7 protein-coding genes and 1 pseudogene are annotated in these 19654 nt (G+C 57.5%); 2 read left to right on the top strand and 6 right to left on the bottom strand.

What is annotated here, in order from left to right; translation table 11 throughout:
* Positions 1-166: 166 nt before the first annotated feature.
* Positions 167-274, top strand: a pseudogene (locus BN348_RS14175) (IS30 family transposase); the annotation flags it as partial.
* A gap of 97 nt (positions 275-371) precedes the next feature.
* Here the strand turns inward: BN348_RS14175 and BN348_RS13450 are convergent.
* From BN348_RS13450 to BN348_RS01325, 3 genes are all read right to left on the bottom strand, one after another.
* Positions 372-5021: a glycoside hydrolase family 3 C-terminal domain-containing protein gene (locus BN348_RS13450; protein ID WP_197068251.1), complete on the bottom strand. Its 4650-nt coding sequence runs from the start codon at positions 5019-5021 to the stop codon at positions 372-374.
* Positions 5022-5423: 402 nt separating this feature from the next.
* Positions 5424-5762: an MmcQ/YjbR family DNA-binding protein gene (locus tag BN348_RS01330; protein WP_040195722.1), complete on the bottom strand. Its 339-nt coding sequence runs from the start codon at positions 5760-5762 to the stop codon at positions 5424-5426.
* A gap of 224 nt (positions 5763-5986) precedes the next feature.
* Positions 5987-7423: a phospholipase D-like domain-containing protein gene (locus tag BN348_RS01325; protein ID WP_040195721.1), complete on the bottom strand. Its 1437-nt coding sequence runs from the start codon at positions 7421-7423 to the stop codon at positions 5987-5989.
* Positions 7424-7788: 365 nt separating this feature from the next.
* Here BN348_RS01325 and BN348_RS01320 point away from each other — a divergent pair, with 365 nt between their 5' ends.
* Positions 7789-8778 carry a sodium:calcium antiporter gene (locus BN348_RS01320; RefSeq protein WP_040195719.1) on the top strand — a complete coding sequence of 330 codons (990 nt, stop codon included), beginning with the start codon at positions 7789-7791 and terminating at the stop codon, positions 8776-8778.
* Between the two features lie 175 nt (positions 8779-8953).
* On the opposite strand, the gene BN348_RS01315 is transcribed toward BN348_RS01320, so the two are convergent.
* The 3 genes from BN348_RS01315 to BN348_RS14170 form a co-directional block, all read right to left on the bottom strand.
* Positions 8954-13612 (bottom strand): glycerophosphodiester phosphodiesterase family protein, encoded by a 4659-nt coding sequence (locus BN348_RS01315; protein WP_040195718.1) that lies wholly within the window; start codon positions 13610-13612, stop codon positions 8954-8956.
* A gap of 439 nt (positions 13613-14051) precedes the next feature.
* Positions 14052-16247, bottom strand: coding sequence for a carbohydrate-binding protein (locus BN348_RS13445; protein WP_278247733.1), 2196 nt, complete (start codon positions 16245-16247; stop codon positions 14052-14054).
* An 8-nt stretch (positions 16248-16255) separates the two neighbouring features.
* Positions 16256-19537 carry an MGH1-like glycoside hydrolase domain-containing protein gene (locus BN348_RS14170; protein ID WP_040195717.1) on the bottom strand — a complete coding sequence of 1094 codons (3282 nt, stop codon included), beginning with the start codon at positions 19535-19537 and terminating at the stop codon, positions 16256-16258.
* Positions 19538-19654 lie beyond the last annotated feature (117 nt).

Below are 19654 nucleotides of genomic sequence, written 5' to 3'. Positions count from 1 at the left end.
GTGGATTATCATAATAAGAGCAAAAGAAGAAAGAAACAACACAAAGGGAGAAAGATCCTGTATACTGGTAAGTGACGAAACATACCAAAGGAGGAAATCCCAATGTGTTGTTATCATCATCTTAGCAGAGAAGAGAGAGAATATATGCATGTTAATCATGAACGAAGAAGACATTCGGCGGATCGCAGCGCTGATCAATCTTCGGCCCAGGAAGTGTTTAGGCTGGAAAACTCCTTATGAAGTTTTTCATAACGCTTCTTTGTACTTCTATTGACAATCCATCCAGCACACAAATCATTAAAAGAGCAAAAGCGCATGGCCGAACAAAACTCGTTCGGCCATGCGCCTTTTATATGGTGATTGAAAAATTATCAGCCGTTCAAAATATCAAGCTTCAGCCGAAGCAGATCAAGCACATTGATTCTGCCGTTATGATCCATATCGGCAGCACGCAGATATGCGCCTTCCAGCACATCCGCGCCAAGGATATGGGCTTTAATGCCCAACAGATCCTGTACACCCTGTTGGCCTTCGCCGGTGACATCCCCCATGACAACAGCGGTCAGACTGTCCAGCACGGTTTCGCCCATCGTCAGGCTGACCGTGAAGCCGGTGCCGATCTTCCGGTCCCCGGTGACAGCATTGCCGTCCTGGTCGGCAACCGCAACGGTTCCGCCGTTGGTTCCGCTAAGCTGCGACAGAATTTCATCGGCGGTCATGCCGGCGGTGAGATCAGCAAGATAACCGTTCTCACGGTCGATGGCCAGACTGTCGGAAATAAGGTCGCTTTCCAGCGTCTTGAGCTGTATGCTCACGACGACCGGACCATCCGGCATCTCAAAGGTGTAGCTGCCATCGCCGCGTTTGCGGATGTTTACCTCGTCTTCGCCGGACATGGCTTTGACGGAATCAAGCGCCATGCTCTCGTCGGTGACATGGATGCTGAACGTGACGGTATCGCCGCGAACCGCTTCGGTCTGGGAGAACACGACCTCGGTGCCTTCCACCGGGGCGGCCGTGACGGCGTGCGCCGCCATGTAATCGAACTGCAGCCAGTTGATGTTCAGGCCGTCGCAGTTGTAGTAGAATTTGAGCTTGTGGCTTCCTGCGGTCAGATAAACCTTCTGCGGGTCCATCGTGATCCAGTTCTGCCATCCGCCGGTACCGCCGAGCTGCATAAACGATGCGGCCGGCTGTCCGTCCACCTCAATGCCGAACTGCATCTGGTACAGCGAGTCCCGGTTGCTGGCGATACGCGGGCTGACCTCGTAATAGCCGTCCTTCTCGACATCGATGTTGTAAAGCAGATATCTGCCGACCGCCGCGGAGCCGACGTTCAGCCCGCCGCCTTCGTCGGTGCAGTTTTCGGTGATCAGTCCGGAGGAGATGGACGTGTAATCCTCAGCGGCCTTGATACGGCTTGGCTGGGAAGCGGAGATCACAACCGGCTCATGTTCCTCAGCCTGTTCCATTTCAAAGTGTACATAATCGTACTGGACATGGATCGGGCTGATCTCACCGGTGCCGTTCATCGACGCCAGCACAAACTTCGGACTTACATAGTTGGCGGTGACCGGTGTGCCCATGTCGGTATAGTTGACGCCGTCCACACTCATATAAAAGTTGTAGGTCGTGCCGCGCTTGGTGACCTTCATATACAACGTATCCGAGATTTTGGACGGATACGAGGTGTTGTCCTTCAAATTTTTGCTGGTGCCGTTGGTCTCCTGATTCAGGCGCATACGCAGGTTTCCGGCATTTTCAAAGCGGAAATGGATGTAGTTGTCCTTATCCTGCATGATCATCAGGCCCAGCTGATGGTATTTATCCGAGGGGAGCTTGTCAAAGCTCAGCTTGGTGACCGCATCCCAGTTGCCGCCCGCAGGCTGGGAAATCCAGTTTTTCAAGTGGTCATTCGGGCCATAGATGTCGCCGTACTCGGTGATGATGTTCAGCGCGCCGTTCTGGACGCTGAGGTTGCCGTTGCGGTCGTTCACCGTCCAGAAATCCTGCAGCGCGTCGCCGTCGAAGTCGTCGCTCTGCGGTCCGGCGGTGAACTGCACGGTGTATTCGACCGCCTGATGGTTGGACTGAGCGCGGATCAGTGCTTTCTGGGTATCGGGGTCGTAGCTGACGGCCGCATCTACGCCATCCGGCGCGTCGACCGTGATAACCGGATTTGCGACGTTGCTGCTGATGGTCTCATATTCATAGATGCTCGAATAGAAGCCTGCCAGCGGCTGGCCGTCGACATAGATGTTTCTGAGGTACGCATAGGTTGGATTCTCGACCACCGGCGGCATAAACGCATCGTCTGAGAACCGCACGCGGTAGATAAGCTCTTCGCGTCCTTCGCTGGTGTAGACCGAAGCGACCGGATTTTCGGCAGTGGCCTGCTCGATGCGCAGGGATACGCCGTCCGCCGCGCCGGCAGCCACAACCGGAAGCTGTGTAAAGTCCCTGGTGAAGACGTTGTAGTCCACGATAAGCGGGTTGAAGGTGCTGATCTTCTTGCCGTCAATGGTCAGCTGAGTCAGCCGCGGATCGCCGGAAGCATCCTTCCGCACGGAAAAATAGTTCTCGCCCGGGACATATACCGGGGGTTCGAGGCCGTTGTCGCGTGCGAATTTCGGGGATTTCAGCACATAGTTCAGGATATTGACGACCGACCGCTGAACCTCGCCGGTCGTCAGGCCGCCCTTGCTGATCGAGTTTTCAATCGAGTCGTTCGAGTAGTTGCCGGGCATGTACAGGTCAACCTGCGCCTGTACGCGGTAAGCGTTGTCGGTGATATTCGCATTGTTCGGGTCGGTTCCCGGCTGCATGCTCCAGTCGGTCATGACGACGCCGTCCCATCCCCATTCCTCACGCAGGATGGTGGTCATCAGATCATAATTGTAGCAGCAGAAGACGCCGTTGATTTTATTGTAGGCGGACATGATCGTGTATGGGTTCGCCGTCTTGACGCAGATTTCAAAGCCCTTCAGGTAGATCTCGCGCAGCGCGCGCTCCGAGACGCGGGAGTCATGCTTTTTGCGGTTGGTCTCCTGGTTGTTGGCGGCGAAGTGCTTCGCGCAGACCGCCGCGCCGGTGGACTGTACGCCGCGGGTGACCGCCGCGCCCATCATGCCGGTGATCAGCGGGTCTTCGGAGAAGTATTCGAAGTTGCGGCCGGCCAGCACATCGCGCTGGATGTTCATGCCCGGAGCCAGCAGCACGTCGACCTCATTGAGGTTCAGTTCCTGTCCGAGCAGGTTGTACACCCTTTCGACCAGCTCGTCATTCCAGGTGCTGGCGAGCGCCGAACCGATCGGAACCAGCGAAGCCGCGTCGGAATCGCGCATGCGGATGCCGGACGGGCCGTCGCAGCAGCTGATCGGGGAGATGCCCATGTCGCGCAGATTGGATTCCACACCGCCGAATACGCCGGCGTTGCCCGGGCGTCCAAGCGAGGACTGCATGCCGCCCGCACCGCGGCAGAGCCGGGCGAGGTCGGCGACCTCAAGCTGTGCGACGAACTGTTCGATGGAGACGGAGCCGTTCTGAACATCGGCCAGCGTGTAGCCGAGATCGCCGGTGAACGCGATTTCATCGGGCAGGTTGTCCTCGATGCGCTGATAGAGGTCCGAGACCCTCAGCGGAACCGCTTCGGACTGCCGGCCGATGGTGCCGTCCTCCTGTTCGAAGGCGGTCATCCTGTCAAAGCTCTCAACAGGAGCAAGCGCCTCTTCAAGCTGTTCGACCACCTTCAGGGTATCAAGTGTGTAAACACCCTGTTCACTTGCACCGCGAACCGAATCACCGACATAGATTGGGTAGTTGCCGGCTTCCAGCACATAGGCGGACTTGCGGCCGGTTTTGCCAGCATCATCATAGGAGGTCATCGAGTCGATCTGAAAGGTCAGCGTCATATCCTGGGTTTCTCCCGGATACAGGACGCCGGTTTTCGCATAGGCGGCCAGCGATTTCGCGGCCTTGCCGAGCTTGCCCTGCGGCGCGCCGTAGTAAACCTGCACGACCTCCTTGCCCTTGACGCTGCCGGTGTTCTCGACGGTCACATCGACGCTGATGGCGTTTTCCCCAGCGGTGACGCTGTTGGTCGTAATGCTGAAGTCGGTGTAGGACAGGCCGTAGCCGAATCCGTACATCACATCCTCGGGCGCGAAGGTTTCAAAGTAGCGGTAGCCGACGAAGATATCCTCGGCATAGTTGTTGTAATTGGCGCCGCCGAAATTCTTGGCGCTCGGATAATCGTTGTAGGTGTTGGCGATCGTGGCGGCCAGCTTGCCGGATGGGGTCACGTCGCCGCTGATGACGTCTGCGGCGGCCTTTCCGCCCTCCATGCCGCCTTGCCAGGAAAGCAGGATGGCGTCGATGTCGTAATCCCTGGTCCAGCTCATGTCGATGATGTTGCCGATGTTGAGCAGGACGGCCACCTTGTCAAATTTCGCGGTGACCTTAGCGAGCATCTCCTTCTCGGTTTTTGTCAGGTAGTAGCTGCCCTCCTGCAGCTTGCATTCGCGGTCCTCGCCGGCCGCGCGTCCGATTACGACGACGGCGGTGCCGGAAACCTTTGCCGCAGCGTCGACGATCTCATCGGTCAGCGGCATTTCGGCATGGTAGTACGGCCAGTTGCCCCAGCCGGAGCCCTCGCTGGCGGGATTCTTTTTACACCAGTCCTCATAAATGCCGGCGAGCTCCTCGTTGACCTTGATGTTCGGGTTCTGCCGGAAGCCCTCCAGGAAATTGACGGTTTTAGATGGGTGCACGTAGCCCCCGGAGCCGTATCCGGTTCGGAAATAGTCGATCTGCACACGGCCGAAGACCGAGATTTCCTCATCCGGGCCCACCGGGAGGGTATCGTTTTCATTCTTGAGCAGGACAGCGCCTTCCGCCGCCGCCTGACGCGAGACGTCGGACAGTCCCGGCAGTTCCTCGGCGCTGACAAACGACGCCGGAACCATGGTTGCGATCATCGCGCAGGACAGCACGGCACAGACCAGTCTTTTGAATCTCTTCATGTTAAACTCCTTCATTCCTTTTTCTGTTCTTTCCTCTTTTACAACTCTTTGCGGTGTTTGACACTTCCCGGACAGGGGAAGCTGCAAAAATCGGCCAATTCGTTTTGCAATCGTTTCCATCGGCGAAAAACAATACAGGCATCGTCATTTCGCGTTCAAGAACCAGCAAAGATTTCAGCCAATCTACATGGATTTATGTGTAAACTATAAAATTATGTTGCAAGCCATATTCTAACCCAATCCATATCAAATGTCAACGATCTTTGTGGAAAATACGAGACGTTGCGCAAAGGTTTATGCTTGATTTATAGAAGTGAAAAAAAATTTTCATAACTATCCATAAAAAAAGAAACCAAACGGTTTCCTTTTTCTATAGACTGTATTATTTTTTAACAGATGGTTTTATCGTTTCGAAGCCCGCGGGGCGGTCAGGCGGAAGCTTTCGCCGATCATCCGGAGAAGCTCCTGTTGTGGGACATCTGTATCGACGGCAACGGTGTTCCAATGCGTTTTGTTCATATGCCAGCCGGGTGTCACACCGCGATAAGCGCGGCGCAGCATGTCCGCCTCGATGGGATCACACTTCAAATTGATGCACAGCCGGCCGTCAAGCGTCATAATAAGTGCGAACCATTTCCCATTGCTTTTGTGCCGGATGATCAGCTTATCCTCATCAAACGGCGCAAATGGAGCGGCATCCTCATACTGCAGGCAGTAAGCGGCCAGTTCTTCTCTTGTCATGGAATCCTCCTTTTTGTATGTCTCAGATAGGTGTCTTTAAAAGCTGTTCGGACGAAACGGAAATGATTGCTGTGCGCAAAACAGTCATAGGGTTCGGTGGAATGCGGGCACGGAAGGTCATTCGATTGAGCGGATGGCTTGCAGCCGGCAGCTGATTGGAGTGAGGCGAAAGGGTGCTGGGCAATACCCGATAAAAGCCGAAAATGTGATGGGGAGGGTAACAATTATATAAGAAAGCGGAAAAGATTTGAAAAGATCGAAACAAGCCCCATGATGATCTTTTTGGAGACCGATACCGGCAGGATTTCCACACTGTTCTGCGATAAATACCGGTTATCCTGGCCGACCGGCGCGCTCTGTGCCAGCAGCTGGTCCAACTCGCTTCGCAGCTGCCGGTAGAACGGCTCGCTGTCGATGACGAGCATCGTCTCGGTATCGATGTACAGGCTGCGGTCGTCCAGGTTTAAGGAGCCGACCGCGGCGATGTGGCCGTCCATCAAAAAGGATTTGCCGTGAATCGAATCGGCGCTTTGATACTCGCTGATCCGCACACCGGTTTCTACAAACCGGCTGCGGTTGCTGATATAGGCGGAAAAGGCCGGATAGTTCGGCGAGGATGCCATCGAGTTTGTCAGCAGGCGCGCGGAGGACGCGTGCTGTGCAATGCTGCGCAGAGCGCGCAGTGTCTGCGGGTTCGCGGTGGCGTAGGGAGTCTGTATCAGCACATCGTCGCCGATTTTCAGCAGCTCGAAGAGCTGATAGGCCACGATGGGTTCTTTCTTAAAGGTATGAACCGGGCCGGTCAGCAATGTGATTTTGCCGGTCGGCACAGAAATCTGCATACAGTCCTGCTTGGGCAGGTAGTAGCCGGGCCAGGTGTTTTCCCAGCGTTCGGCAACATCCAGCAGCCGCTGCTGTTCGGACTGGGCGGCCTCATATTTTGTCCTGGACATGGCAACCGGCTTGGCGTCTGGTTCGTTCCAGAGCCGGTCCATATAGGCCTTTGCCTGATGGATGACGCTGTCACCCGTTCGATCGGTTCCGGCGGCCGTGTTTATCACCAGAACATCCCGGTCATGGGTGACCTTGCCGTCATACTGCGGCGGATCGAAGTACTCGTCGCCGATATTGCGGCCGCCGAGCAGCAGCAACCGGTCGTCGGCAATCAGGAATTTGTCGTGCAGCAGGACATTCCACTTCCACGGCTCCAGCAGGTTGATGGGGTTATAATACCGGAATTCGATATTTTCATGCGCCTGCATGGCGAGCGGGATGTTCCGGCGGCTGCCCGTCATGCCGCTGACCGTGCCGTCCATCAGGATGCGGACCTTGACGCCGCGGCCGGCCGCCTTGAGAAGCTCCGCGAACAGACAGTCGACCGTTTCACCGGCCTTGGCGCAGTGACAGCAGACATCCAGTTCCCGCTTTGCCGAGCGGATCAGTTCTATGCGCCGGGAAAAAGCGTCGTGCTCATCCTCCACCAATGCGGCGCGGTCCACGCCCTCGGTTCCATCCCCAAGGAGGTCGGCGGCGTTGAAGCGTTCGCGGTCCTCCTCCTTGACCGGCGTCGGCCAGAGATAGCTGAACACGCCTGCGATCAGCAGATAGGCTGCGTATAGAAGAAGCACCGCAAGGATGCCTTTTTTCAGATAATGGGACATATCCCGTCCTTCCCTTCAGATGATTTTCTTCATTATAGCACAAAAATATCGATTTGTTTGCCCATCCTGTGAAATAGGATGAAATTTGCGCAGGAAACAGGATGCCGTTTCCAAATTTCATCTTTTTGGTCTTGACATCATCGAAAAATGTGCTATACTAAAATTATTGTATAGGGGAGTAGTTTGCTGGAAGCATGCTTTCAGTAGCTTATGTCAACAGACCCGGGCAGACGCCCTGGCATAAATTTTAAAAAACAAGACCTGTACACGGACTGTTACGTTCCGTGTACAGGTCTTTTTATTTGCCCGCAGCTCTGTTCGGCATCCCTCCAACAACATTTTAGACAACGGAAAGGATTTTTGAAATGGAAGTATGGATTTTCGCGGCGTATCTCCTGGTCGCGGCGGCTGTGGTGATCTGTTCAATCAAATGCGCCGATTATGTGGACCTGCTTGACAAGAAGACCAGGATCTCCGGCGCGTTCATCGGCGGCGTGATCCTCGCGGCGGTCACCTCGCTGCCGGAGCTGGTCACGAGCATCTCATCGGTCACCGTGGTGCAGAATCCGGGACTGGTCATCGGCAATGTGCTCGGCAGCAACATCTTCAACCTGTGCATCTTCGGCGGTTTGGTGGTCTGTACCCTCCGGCGGTTTTCCAGAAGCCGGGTGGCAAAGTCCCATCTTGCCACGCTGATCTGCACCGCCGCCGCGTTCATCGGCTGCGGGTTTGCCATCTTCACAGGCTTCGGCAATATCCCGGTCGTCAACATCAACGTCATATCGGTGCTGATTTTGGTGGTGTACATCATCTCCCTGCGCTACCTGTCCGCGGAGGAATCCGGAGAGACGGAAGCAAGTGAAAGCCCGCTGACGGTGAAGCAGATCATCTGGCGGTTTTCGCTGACGGCAATCGGTCTGGTCGGCGCGAGCATCCTGATCACGGTGCTGACCGATCGGATCGCCGCAATGCTGAGCCTGGAGGCGTCGCTTGCCGGCGCGCTGTTTCTCGGCATCGCGACCTCTCTGCCGGAGCTGACCTCGAGCATTGCGCTGGTCCGGAAGGGCAACTACAATGCGATGATCGGCAATGTGGTGGGCAGCAACATGTTCAATTTCACGATCCTGTCGGTGTGTGACCTGCTGTCAAGAGGAGAGAATCTGTATGTCGGTTCGGCGCAGACGGTCAGTATGCTGGTATTCGGCGTGATCTCGACACTGCTGGTCGGCGTGGTGCTGTTCTGCAAGCAGCGGCAGGGAAAAAGCCTGCCGAAGCGCGCGCGGTTCGCCATGTACGCGCTGCCGGCCCTCCTGACGCTGGTCAGCTACCTTTCATTCCTGATGGTATCCATGTAACGCAGATAGAGGCATCACATGACAGGCCGGATACAGGATGTGTGCCGGGATTCTCTGCATGTTCTGATGGATTCGGATAGCTGCAGGGCGGATGTCTTCTATATATAAACAAGCAGGCCCCGCTGAATGCGGGGCCTGCTTTGTTGTGAGGCATTTATGGTAAAAGAAAGAATTCTCAGAGCTGGCCTTTCAAAATCATCAGCTTGAGCTCAACCAGATCAAAGATGTTGATGCGTCCGTCCCGGTTGAGGTCTGCGCTGGCGGTCTGAACCGGCGTGAGCGGATCTCTTCCAAGGATGTGGCTCTTGACGGCGAGCAGCGCCGAGACGCCCGGTCTGCCGCCCAGTCCCAGATCGCCGGACACTGCCGCGCTGTAGTTGCGCAGCACCGAACTGTTCCGGACAAGCTGGAATTGCATGCCGGTGGAGACTGCCGCACTTCCATCCAAAATGATTCCATCGCTGTCCGTCACGCGCAGGGTCATACCGCTTTCACAGGAGAGCTGCGAGAGGACATCCTCCGCTGTGCTGCCGTAAGCGATGCCGGAGACAATCGACTGTTCGTTGTCCACGATGAGCGTGTCGGAGGAAAGCGCTGCTGTGCCGACCGTGATGGTGAGAGGCTGGGAATACTCCTCATACCGCGCTTCGCCCATGGCGACCTTGGCGCGCAGCAGAATGGCCGCTTCGCCGTTCTGCACGCCGGTGACGGTGTTTCCCTTAACCGAGATGTTTTCGGCGCCGTCGATCACGACGATTTCAGGTGTGAAGGTCTTCTGTTCGCCTTTATTTGTGTATCCAATGGCGGTGAGCTCCATGGAGACTTTCGGTGCGATCAGATATTCCTCCTGCTGGCCGGTGATGCCGAAGACGTAGTCCTTTGCCCAGTTCGCATAGTCGGTCGTGAGCCCGTTCAGGCCGTTGTCGATTGCCCAGGCAAAGTTTGCGGTGTCGCGGTAGGTCCAGGGCCAGAAGGTGAGGCCGCGCGCATAGGCCTCCTTCAGGAATTCCGCGTTGTTGGATTCGCCGTAGGAGCCGTTGTAGGTGGTGTTCTTCGGCAGGATGTCGTTCAGGATCTTTCTGATAGTGACCTTCGGGTTCTGTGTGTTCACCGCACCCTGTCCGGTCAGGTTGCCGACCGAATTTCCCGGAAGCTGAGCCTGAATCAGCGGGATGCTCTTCTGGTTGAAGGTGATGAACGCGACGCGGTCTTCCATGCCGTATTCCTTGATGAGGTCGGCGCAGGCCTTCTCAATGCCTTCGGAAGCGTCCTTAAGCTCCAGGAACATCACGACGTCCTGATTCTCATCTGCCATGTATGCAAGCTGCTCGCGGAGGGTCGGGACCTGTTCACCGGCAAACTGTTCGCCGTAATAAGATCCGGCATCCAGCAGCTTGATCTGCGCGAGCGTCAGGTCTTTGGGACGGCAGTTCGCGCGGGTCACGCCGTTTGTAAAGATGCTGTCGTCCAGCCTGGTGTTGGTCAGGATGTCGGTGGTCCGCGCGAAGGTGTTGTCGTGCAGGACGATGACCTCGCCGTCCTTGGTCAGGTAGACGTCGTTCTCAAACATCTGCGCGCCGTATTCGCCGACCGCCTTGCGCATGCTGATCATCGTGTTTTCCGGCGCGTTGCCCGGTGTGCCGCGGTGGCCGACGATGAACGAACGGCGGGTAATGGTGCGTTCGTCGTAGATCTCGGCGTCCTCCGCCAGCTTCTGCGGGTCGGAAGTGACAATGCCGTTCGCACCGCTGGTGACGGCGGCATGGTTGCCGACGGTCGTGTCGTCGCTGACAACCCAGACGCTCATCAGCCGTCTCTGCATGGCTTCCACGATTTCCTTATCCGCAGCCGAGGATTTGATCATGATGGTTTTGGCCTTGGCCGTGTTGGCGGCGCGAACCGCGCCGTAGGCTTCCTCTTTGGTCAGGCTGTCCTGTTCCATCAGCAGGCTGCCGCGCACGGCGGCCGCCTGATCGCGAAAGGACTTCAGAACATCCGCGTCGGAGCTGACAACCTGCAGATCCTCAATCCCGCCGCTGTTGATATACGCGGCCAGCGCGTCTGCGGCGGCAGTGTCTTCCACGCGGAAGATCAGGATGATCTTCGAATAGAGCGCATCCATATAGTCGTCCAGGGAGGCAAGCCTGGTTTCACCGCTGTAGACATTCAGAATACCATCTTCTAGCTTGACTTCATTCATCACGCTGGTGGTCACGGAATCGGTGATCCTTGCGGTCAAATCGTCCAAGCTCTGTACGCCCTGACAGACGACGGTCGGGGACGCGACCAGATTTTCGTTGAGCGTCTTGGCCGATGCGTAGTTGTTTTCCGGAACCGGAACCTCAGGCAGCGGCTCGGGGTTCAGCGTGACCTTCAAATTGTCGTAGCGCACGGTCGCATTGTCCGCCTGCAGGCCGATGTCGCCGGAAGTATAATCATAGGCCGCGTTTGTGAAGATCAGCTCTTTGCCGTCCAGATACTGCTTGACACGGTCGCCGGTGACGACAATTTTGATCCGGCGGGTTACGCCGGCGTCCATTCTGCCGTCAAAGCTGGCTTTGTCGCGGACATCCCAGCCGTCATTGGGGGTGCGGACCGCAAATTCCGCGCCGTTCTGGGCTGTGGTGTCCTGCCGGATGGCGAACTGATAATACGGGAAGTTGTCGTTCTGAATGCGGTACATGATCGACGCCCATCTGGCGGTGTTGGCCCAGCTGATGAAGGTTATGTCGCCTTCGATGATGTAGTCGCCGGCGCCTTCGGGCATCGGGATCAGCACGCGGGTGTACGGGCTTAACTGCAGGGCATGGTTGCCGCTGCCGTCGCTGACAATCTCATAGGAGCCGGAGGTCCCGATTTTGCTCCAGTTTTCCGGCATGCCGTCTTCGAAATCCTCGTCAAGATACAGGTTGTCGTTTTCATCGGCCCGGACCCAGACCTCGACGCTGTCCAAAGCGCCGCCGATCGCGGCGGTCACGGTCGCGGTGCCTTTGCCCACGGCGGTGATCCTGCCGTCCTTGACCGATACGACCGATTCGTCGGATGAGGTGAAGATCATGCCCTCCTTGTCGCCCTGGATGACCAGCGCTTCAAAGGCCTCGTTGACCGCGGAAAAATGGATTTCGCTGATCGGGATGCCGGTTCCGGCAAGAACCGACTGGTACTGTTCCCTGTTTTGCAGGGAGATCGAGGTGATGGCCGGTTCCCTGCCGGAATCGGTCACAGTGATTTCCTTCTGCCAGAGCTTGTTCTCGACGATCACCGTGAATGTGGCGGTTCCAGGCCGCAGGGCGCGTACCTCTCCATCCTGCGTGATGTGCAGCACGCCGCTGTCGCTGGAGTAGAGCTTCGCGTCCCGGATGTCGATGGGATGGCCGGTGCTGCCGTCCGAGAAGTCGGCGGTGATCGAGAAGTCCGGCAGGTTGTCCAGGGAGGCGGCGGAATCCGGAACGCCGGTCACGGTGAGGCTTGTCGCTTCGAGCTTCTCAATCCGGATGTTGTCAAAGGCGACTTTGGCGCGGTCGACCTGTACGCCGAAACGGCCGGCCTGCTGTAAATCGGAAAGCATCGTGGCGGGCCGGGAGGTTCCCAGCCTGTCATAGGCGGTGACCGCATGGTCGAAGCCCTCTTCGGCGGCGGTGCCGGTACGGACGTGATGGAAGTTCTGCGCAAACGCCGCCGCGTTCAGATGGTAGCTCTTGCCCTTTTCGAGCATCTTCGCTTCGGCGGTGCCGTTGGTGTTCACAAAGGCGGTCGGCCACTGGTTGTCGGTGGATTTCATCGAAATCTCACCCGCGCCGTTCAGACGGTTCGTGAAGTGGTAGTATCCGAGCCCGTTGTCCGACGGCGCGCGATAGGTGATCGAGGTCCAGCGGCCGGTGTTGACGGCATCTTCAAACGTGATGTCCGCCGAATAGGCGAAGTTCCTGCCGAGCGCCGGAAGCGCCAGACGCTGCTCGATCGAGGCGGTATTGCTGAAATCGCCGACGAGCCTGCCGTCCTGCACGCTCCAGCCGTCGCCGTTTGCCGAAACGTCGGCGGGCAGTGTGTCGTTCTCATAGCTGTCGAAGTTCTCCTCGTAGATCACTCTGCTGTCGGTGTTGTGTACCGTCTCATCGGAGAGCTTCAGCACGCCGAAGCCGGTCGTGTCGTTCCAGAAGCTTTCGGCGCCGTCCTTGCACCAGATCAGCGCGTCCAGCGTGTTGACGGCGTGGCTGCCCAGCTTGTTGTCCGCGCTGACGTTGAAGCCGATCTCTTCTGTCAGGAACGGGTCGATGCCGAGCGCATCCCAGGAAACAGCGGCTTCCAGCGCCCAGCCGGTTTCGGTCTGTTTGGCGCAGGACAGGATGTTCCTTTTAACCAGCTCCCTCTGCTCCTCGGAGGCGGTCACGCCGCCGCCAAACAGGATAGCCGGCTGATAGCTGTCGTCCGGGTTGAAGCCGAAGCCGATCTGCCAGTCGCCGTCCTGATAGGGCGCGCTTTTGTGCATCGTGCTGTCCAGAAACAGGCTGACGATGTCGCCGTTCTGCCAGGACTTCCCGGGGATGAGTTCACCGTCGTTTTGGATATCCACGGCGAGATACAGATAGCTGTAATCCCATGTGACGCCGAAATTGGCGCGGTGTGCGGGTGTGCCCTCGGCGGTCTGTTCCATTCTGGTGTCCATATTCCAGATGCTGTCGCTCAGATCGCCGTCAATGACGGGCATGCTGTCGGTCATTTTGGCGCTCAGGCTTCTGCCGGTATCCTCTGCGAAGGCAATGGAGCCGGCGCCGAGCATGGCCAGGACCTGTGCGGCCGACAGCGCGGTGCAGATCACTTTTTTAAATCTCATACGAAACCTCTTTTCTCGATATCTGTGTGTTGTGTTGGGTGGACTTTCCAACATCTATTATAGAAGCTTCACCGCGGCCTGGAAACGGCGTTCCGGTATCGTCCCTGTAAGATAACGGTGTGGCCTGCATCGAAGTTCTGTAAATTTGCACACAGATCGCCTGCAACAGGATGGGCATCCGGGGTGCAGGGAAAGATTCGGCCCATATGCGGGGGTGCTTCAAAGCGGTAACGGCCGGGAATCCGTTGCCGCTGCCAGTTGATACTGGAATAAAAAAGAGAAGGAATCATCAGGCGCATGCCGCCGGTTAAGATCGAAATAGAAAAAGAAAGTGAGCGATCTTCAGATAGCTATGCCTGTAAAACCCGGTTTGAAGTCGGAAAGTGAGGCCGGAACAGAAAAAAGGACGCCGAATCGGCGTCCTTTTTAGATGATGCGGTTATCCTCTTAAAATCATGAATTTCAGTTCGACCAGGTCAAAGATGTTGATGCGGCCGTCCGCGTTGAGATCCGCGCTTGCGGTCTGCAACTGGGACAGGGATTCGCGTCCAAGAATGTGGCTCTTTATCATGAGCAGATCCTTAACGCCCGGCTGTTCAGAGACGCCCAGGTCGCCGAGGACCGACAAGCCGTACTCTTTGCCGACCTTGCCTTCAAAGAGAACCTGCACCTTCATGCCGGTTTTCACCACGGCATCGCCAGACAGCTGATTTCCGTCGGCATCCGCGATCTGCAGGACGGCGCCTTCCTCTGCACAGCGCAGGGAGGAAAGGATGTCCGCAGCGGCTGTGCCGGCGGAGATGCCCGAAACGATGCTGTTTTCCTCATCGACCGGGTAGCGGTCGGACTGGATGCTGAGATTCGGAAGCACCCGTTCAAAGCCCAGCCAGTTGATGTTCATGCCGCCTTCGGTGATATCCAGCCGCAGCTCATGGACACCGGCGGGCAGGTAGATTTCGATAGCGCCCGTGGTGTCCCAGGTCTGCCAGGTGCCGGTGCCGTCCGCATGCGTGATGGTGCCCATCGGAACGCCGTCGACAGAGATATCCATGGCGTTGCCCGGGTTTTGCGCAGCGACACGGGCGTTCAGCAGATAGTTGCCCGCTTCGCTGACATTGATGTGGTAGGTGATCCACTCGCCTGCGTTGGTCCAGCTGGTGTTCAGGCCGCCGCCTTCGTCGGTGCAGTCCTCGGTCTGGACCCAGTCGCTGGTGTAAGACCAGTTTTCCGCCTCCATCCTTGTGAACTGCAGCGGATCGATGTTGTGCGCGCTGATGACTTCCATACTGGCCGAAACGGTCAGTCCGTTGGGATTGGTGAAGGCATCGCCGAGGACAAACTGTCCGGAGATGGTCTGGCCGCCATATGCAAAGCTGTCATACTCCGCTTCGTTCCAGATGACCGGAACCTCGGCGGTATCGCCGTTGTCCAGCTGGACCGAAGCACTTTCCGGAAGCAGCAGTTGATCGAACGGTGTGCCGTATCCCACATAGCCCAGCTGTACCGGCTCCACCGCGGCGATGTTGTGGATGGCCTGGGTCATCTCAAAGCCGAACCAGTTGATGTTCATGCCGCCGTCTGTGACGAGGATTTTCAGCTCATGCAGTCCCGCCGGGACCTTGACGCTGACCGGCGCGGCGGTTTCCCAGCTCTGCGCGCCGCCGGTGGCGCTGTCCTGGCGGAAGCTGCCGGCAGCTTCTCCATCCAGCAGGATGTCAAAGGAAATTCCCTGGTCCGCGCCGGCGACACGCGCTGTGAAGTCGTAGTAGCCGGCCTGTGCGGCGTCGATGTGGTAGGTCATCCAGCTGCCCGCCTGCAGGCCGAAGACGTTTTGTCCGCCGTCCTCATCCAGACAGTTTTCGATGGAAGCGCCGTTGGCGGTGGTCCACTCGGCCGCTTTGACCTTGGAAACGCCCTCTGCGGCGACTGGGACAAGCTTCGAAACGGTCATCTGCAGGGATGCCGTCAGTTCAAGCTCATTGACGATGGGCTTGGAGGGCTGCAGAATGCCGTCCAGGCGGTACACACCGCGAACGTCGCCGTTGTAATTGCCCGGCTGCCAGGTGACCGGTACGCTGATCGTGTCGCCGGTTTCGAGCTTCACGCCGACCGTTTCCGGCAGATTCAGCGACTCGAACGGTGTGCCGAGAACTGCAATCTGGCCGGCCGGATCGGTGACCTCTGTAATGCCGACTTCGCTGAGACCGGTCGGATGCAGCTCAAACCAGTTCAGGTTGCTGCCGCCGGCATTGTATTGCAGCTTCAGCGTATGGCGTCCCGCCGGAAGATTCAGCTTGACGGCCGGACTGTTGTCCCAGGTCTGCCATCCGCCGGTGAACAGGGTCATGTTTTCCACGGCGCCGGCCTTCTGGTCATCGACCAGGACGTCGATGGAGGCATCCACTTCGCCTGCCGCCGCATAGCGCAGGACGAGGTCATAGACGCCGCTTTCCGGAATGTTGACCTGATAGGTCAGCCACTCCCCTGCGTTCAGGGTGCCGATGTTGTAGCCGCCCTCGCCGCACGCCTCAGGGGCGGGAGCGGAGCTCATGCGGGTGAAGTTCTCCGCTTCAAAGCGGGTGGGCTTGATGGCGGAAACATTCTGGAAGATGTTATAATCGGTTTCGCTGAGCATGACCGCGCTCAGCAGCAGGCTGCCGTCGCCGTACGAATCGGTGGTGATGTACCGGACGGTCGCCACGTCGTCGGGGCTGGCAAGCTGATACTTGAGATCAAAGGTTCTCCAGGATCTGCCGCCCTGATCCTCCAGGGACATGGAGTGACGACCTTGCCGTTTACGATGAAGTCCAGCTGGCCTCTTGCGTTCTGCACGCCGCCGATGAGCTTGAGGACCTGCGTGTTCTCGCTGTACGGCACCTGGAAGTCGAAGCCGCTGTTCAGGCCCTTGGCGATGATGGCGGTCGAGCTGGCCGGTGCGATGTCGCCCGCGTCGGACCAGGTGTAAGACAACGGGGCCTCCCACGACATTTCTTCCGAAGCGCTGTGGAAACGGCGGAAGTTCGAGAAGCTGCTGCCGCTGTTCTTTCTGGCGTATTCGTAGTCATACGGGGATTGGAACTGCATCCAGTCCTTGCTGCCAAGGCCGCTCAGGTCCACCGTGAAGTACGGCGCGCCGTAAGCGCTGCCCTGTACATAGGCGTCCTGCGCGGGATCGATGGCGGTGACCACGGCATCCTGTTCCAGAGTCGCTTCGCCGGTATCGTAAGAGGAACGGATGGTCAAGACGGCTGCCTTGTTCCCCATCGGCGCGACCGGGCGGACAACGCCGCCGTCGTTCATGATGCCGTAGCTCTGGCTGTCGGTGGAAGCGCTGACGGTAATGCTGCTGCCGTAGACTTCGCCGGTCAGGCTGAAGCTCATCGGGCCGGTGATGGCGTCGAAGCCGGTGTTGCCGTTGAGGATGTCGTCCAGCGCTAGCTCGAGATCCTTCTGTGCGCGGGCGTTGTCGTCATAGCCTGCCGGCTCCGGAATCACCTGCAGATGTTCGCTCATCGTGCTCTCTGTGCCGTTCTGCATGCCGGAAATGGAAACGTAGTACGATTTGAAGTTCTCCAGATTCGGGATGGTGAACGGGAGCGTTTCGGTTTCATAACACTGCATGTCGAATTTACTTTCGCCAACGTATACGCGGTAGGAGGAGTAATCGTATCCTTCAGGATTCTGCGCGTTTACGACAGCCTGTCCGTCGCCGGGCGTGACGGTGAAGCTTTCCGGCGCCTTCATGATCTGCTCGCCGCCGTCTTCCAGGATGATGCCCTTCAGGCTGATTTCGCCAGAGGTGGTGTCGGCGGTGAACTTCGCCAGCAGATATCTGTTGTCCGATGCGGCCTGATAGGGGATGGTGACGGTGTAGATCTGTTCACCGCCGCCGCTGCTCAGCTTTTTGATCGAGCGCGGCTGGGAGGCGTCGGAAAGGGCGGTGTTCACGGTGGCGTCCGTGTCCCGCACGCCGACGATCAGCTTCAAGGTGCGCATGCGGTTGTCCGCCGGGGCCATGATCGTGAAGCCTTCCGGGCCGTCGTGGGCGGTCTTGACAACCTCCTGTGCGCCGGTGTAGCCGAGCGATTCCATGATCGGGCTGCCCTGGGTCCTTGCGTTGCGGTGGCCGATGGTGTTCACGTTGTAGATTGTGCCGTTTCCGGTACGGTTCTGCAAGCCGTCGGTGATGGTCTCGTCATACTGATTCGTAAAGGTGACAAAGTCCACGGCGTTTGCGCTGACCGTGTCTTTTGCAAGGGACAGGTCATTGGAACGGAAGATGTGTACCGCGGAGTCCAGATACGGTTCGTTTCCTTCCTCGCCGCCGATGGTATAGCTGTGCGTGCCGGCTTCCACCCGGAGGGTTTCCTTGACGTCTCCGTTGGTGACGTTCAGGGTGAAGGGACGGACACATTCTACCGTGATTTCTACCGGGGCTTTTGCGCTTGGACGGTCCTTGGCCAGCAGGGATACGCGATTCGGTTCACGCTCGCTGCCGCCGCCCATCCACAGATCGGAGACGCCGTGCTCCTCGTCGAGGTGGATGTTCCAGTCGATGACATCCTCCGAAGCCTTCATGCGGACGCCCACGATGTTCTCGATGAGCAGGCCGACGGACAGCGCGCCGGTCCAGCCGACAAAGTTCGGGCGGCTGGTGTTGCCGTTGGAAGGATAGTCCGGCGCGTAGTTCTCCCACAGCGTTCCGGTCTTCTGAAAGACGTCGTTCACCGCGGTGACGTGGCGGACAGCCTCTTCAAACGCGATGTCGTCCATGCCGTACTCGTGCAGGCCCTTGATGTACTGGTAGGCGGTCGGCGCCCAAACGGAGCCGTTCCAGTATCCGCCGGCCGGGGTGAAGGAACCCCAGTCGTAGGTGACGGTCGAAAGTCCGCTGGGACGGAACATCCGTTCGGAGTTCAGCGCGTTTTTGCGGACCATCGCCTCGGCGCGCTCAGGGGGCGCAACCCGTCCTGCCAGCGCCCAGAGACCGGTCGGCGTCGCGATGCAGGTCTGGTTGACGCCCTGCTCGTCCAGGTTGTAGTAGAACGAATCCTCTTCATTCCAGAGAAGCTCGTTGATGAGACCGGAGATGCGCTGATGCTCGCTCTCAAAGAAAGCCGCGTCCTCGGTCTTGCCCAGCTCGTTTGCGATCAGGGACAGATAGTGGGCGACCTGCGCCTGCTGGATACTCAGGTCGTTGTAGGTCTGCTTGCCGCCGACATTGGAATCCATGATCAGCCATCCGCCGTCCTGATTCGGGGTGTCGTCCAAACCGTTTCCATAGCCGTTCGTTTTACCGTACAGGCCGTTTGGATGCTTCTTCTCCCGTTCGATAAAGTTGTAGTGGGAGACAAGGCGTTCATAGATGGTCTTGCCGTTGATGTCCTTGTTGAAGCGCTCCTTGTCGCCGTGCACCAGGAACTGCTCCCATTCCGCCCAGGCAAACAGCGGCGGGTTGGTTCCGTTGATGTCGTCGTAATGGGACCAGTAGTGCTCGCCGGTGTCCTCGATGATCTCGCGGCAGATGTAGCCGTCGCCCGGTCCGCCGTCCTCCTGGTTGTAGTAGAAGTTGTCGATGGACGGAAGGGTTGGGAATTGGTTGATGCCGTACTTGTCGAACATCATCATGAACATGGTGTCCCAGACGAAGATCTTGGACGTGAAGTTCTCGTCCACATAGTAGGGGGCCTCCGGATTGGTGCAAGCGGGCATCTTCCGGATGTTGTTCTTGTGGATGTTCCAGGTTGCGTTGTAAAGGTCCTCCCATTCGGGATGCGCCGGGAGATGGATCTTCGGCAGGTCCGCCATGTCGATCTCATATCCGCCGGCAACGATTTCTTTTTCCGCAAAAGCGGGTGTGGCAAGGGAAAACGCCATAGCTGCCGAAAGCAGGATAGATACGGTGCGTTTCAAATTCTTCCTCATTTTTTTCTCCTTTTTCTAATGGTATGAATGGTTTGGCAAAATGGAAAACGGTTCCTCCCTTCTGTTAAATAAATATATAAGAAACGGTGCACACAAAAACCTGAGTACATATTCTGT

The sequence above is a fragment of the Candidatus Soleaferrea massiliensis AP7 genome (genome assembly GCF_000820765.1).
GTDB classification, from domain to species: Bacteria; Bacillota; Clostridia; order Oscillospirales; family Ruminococcaceae; genus Soleaferrea; species Soleaferrea massiliensis.
This window is presented reverse-complemented; position numbering and strand designations above follow the sequence as displayed.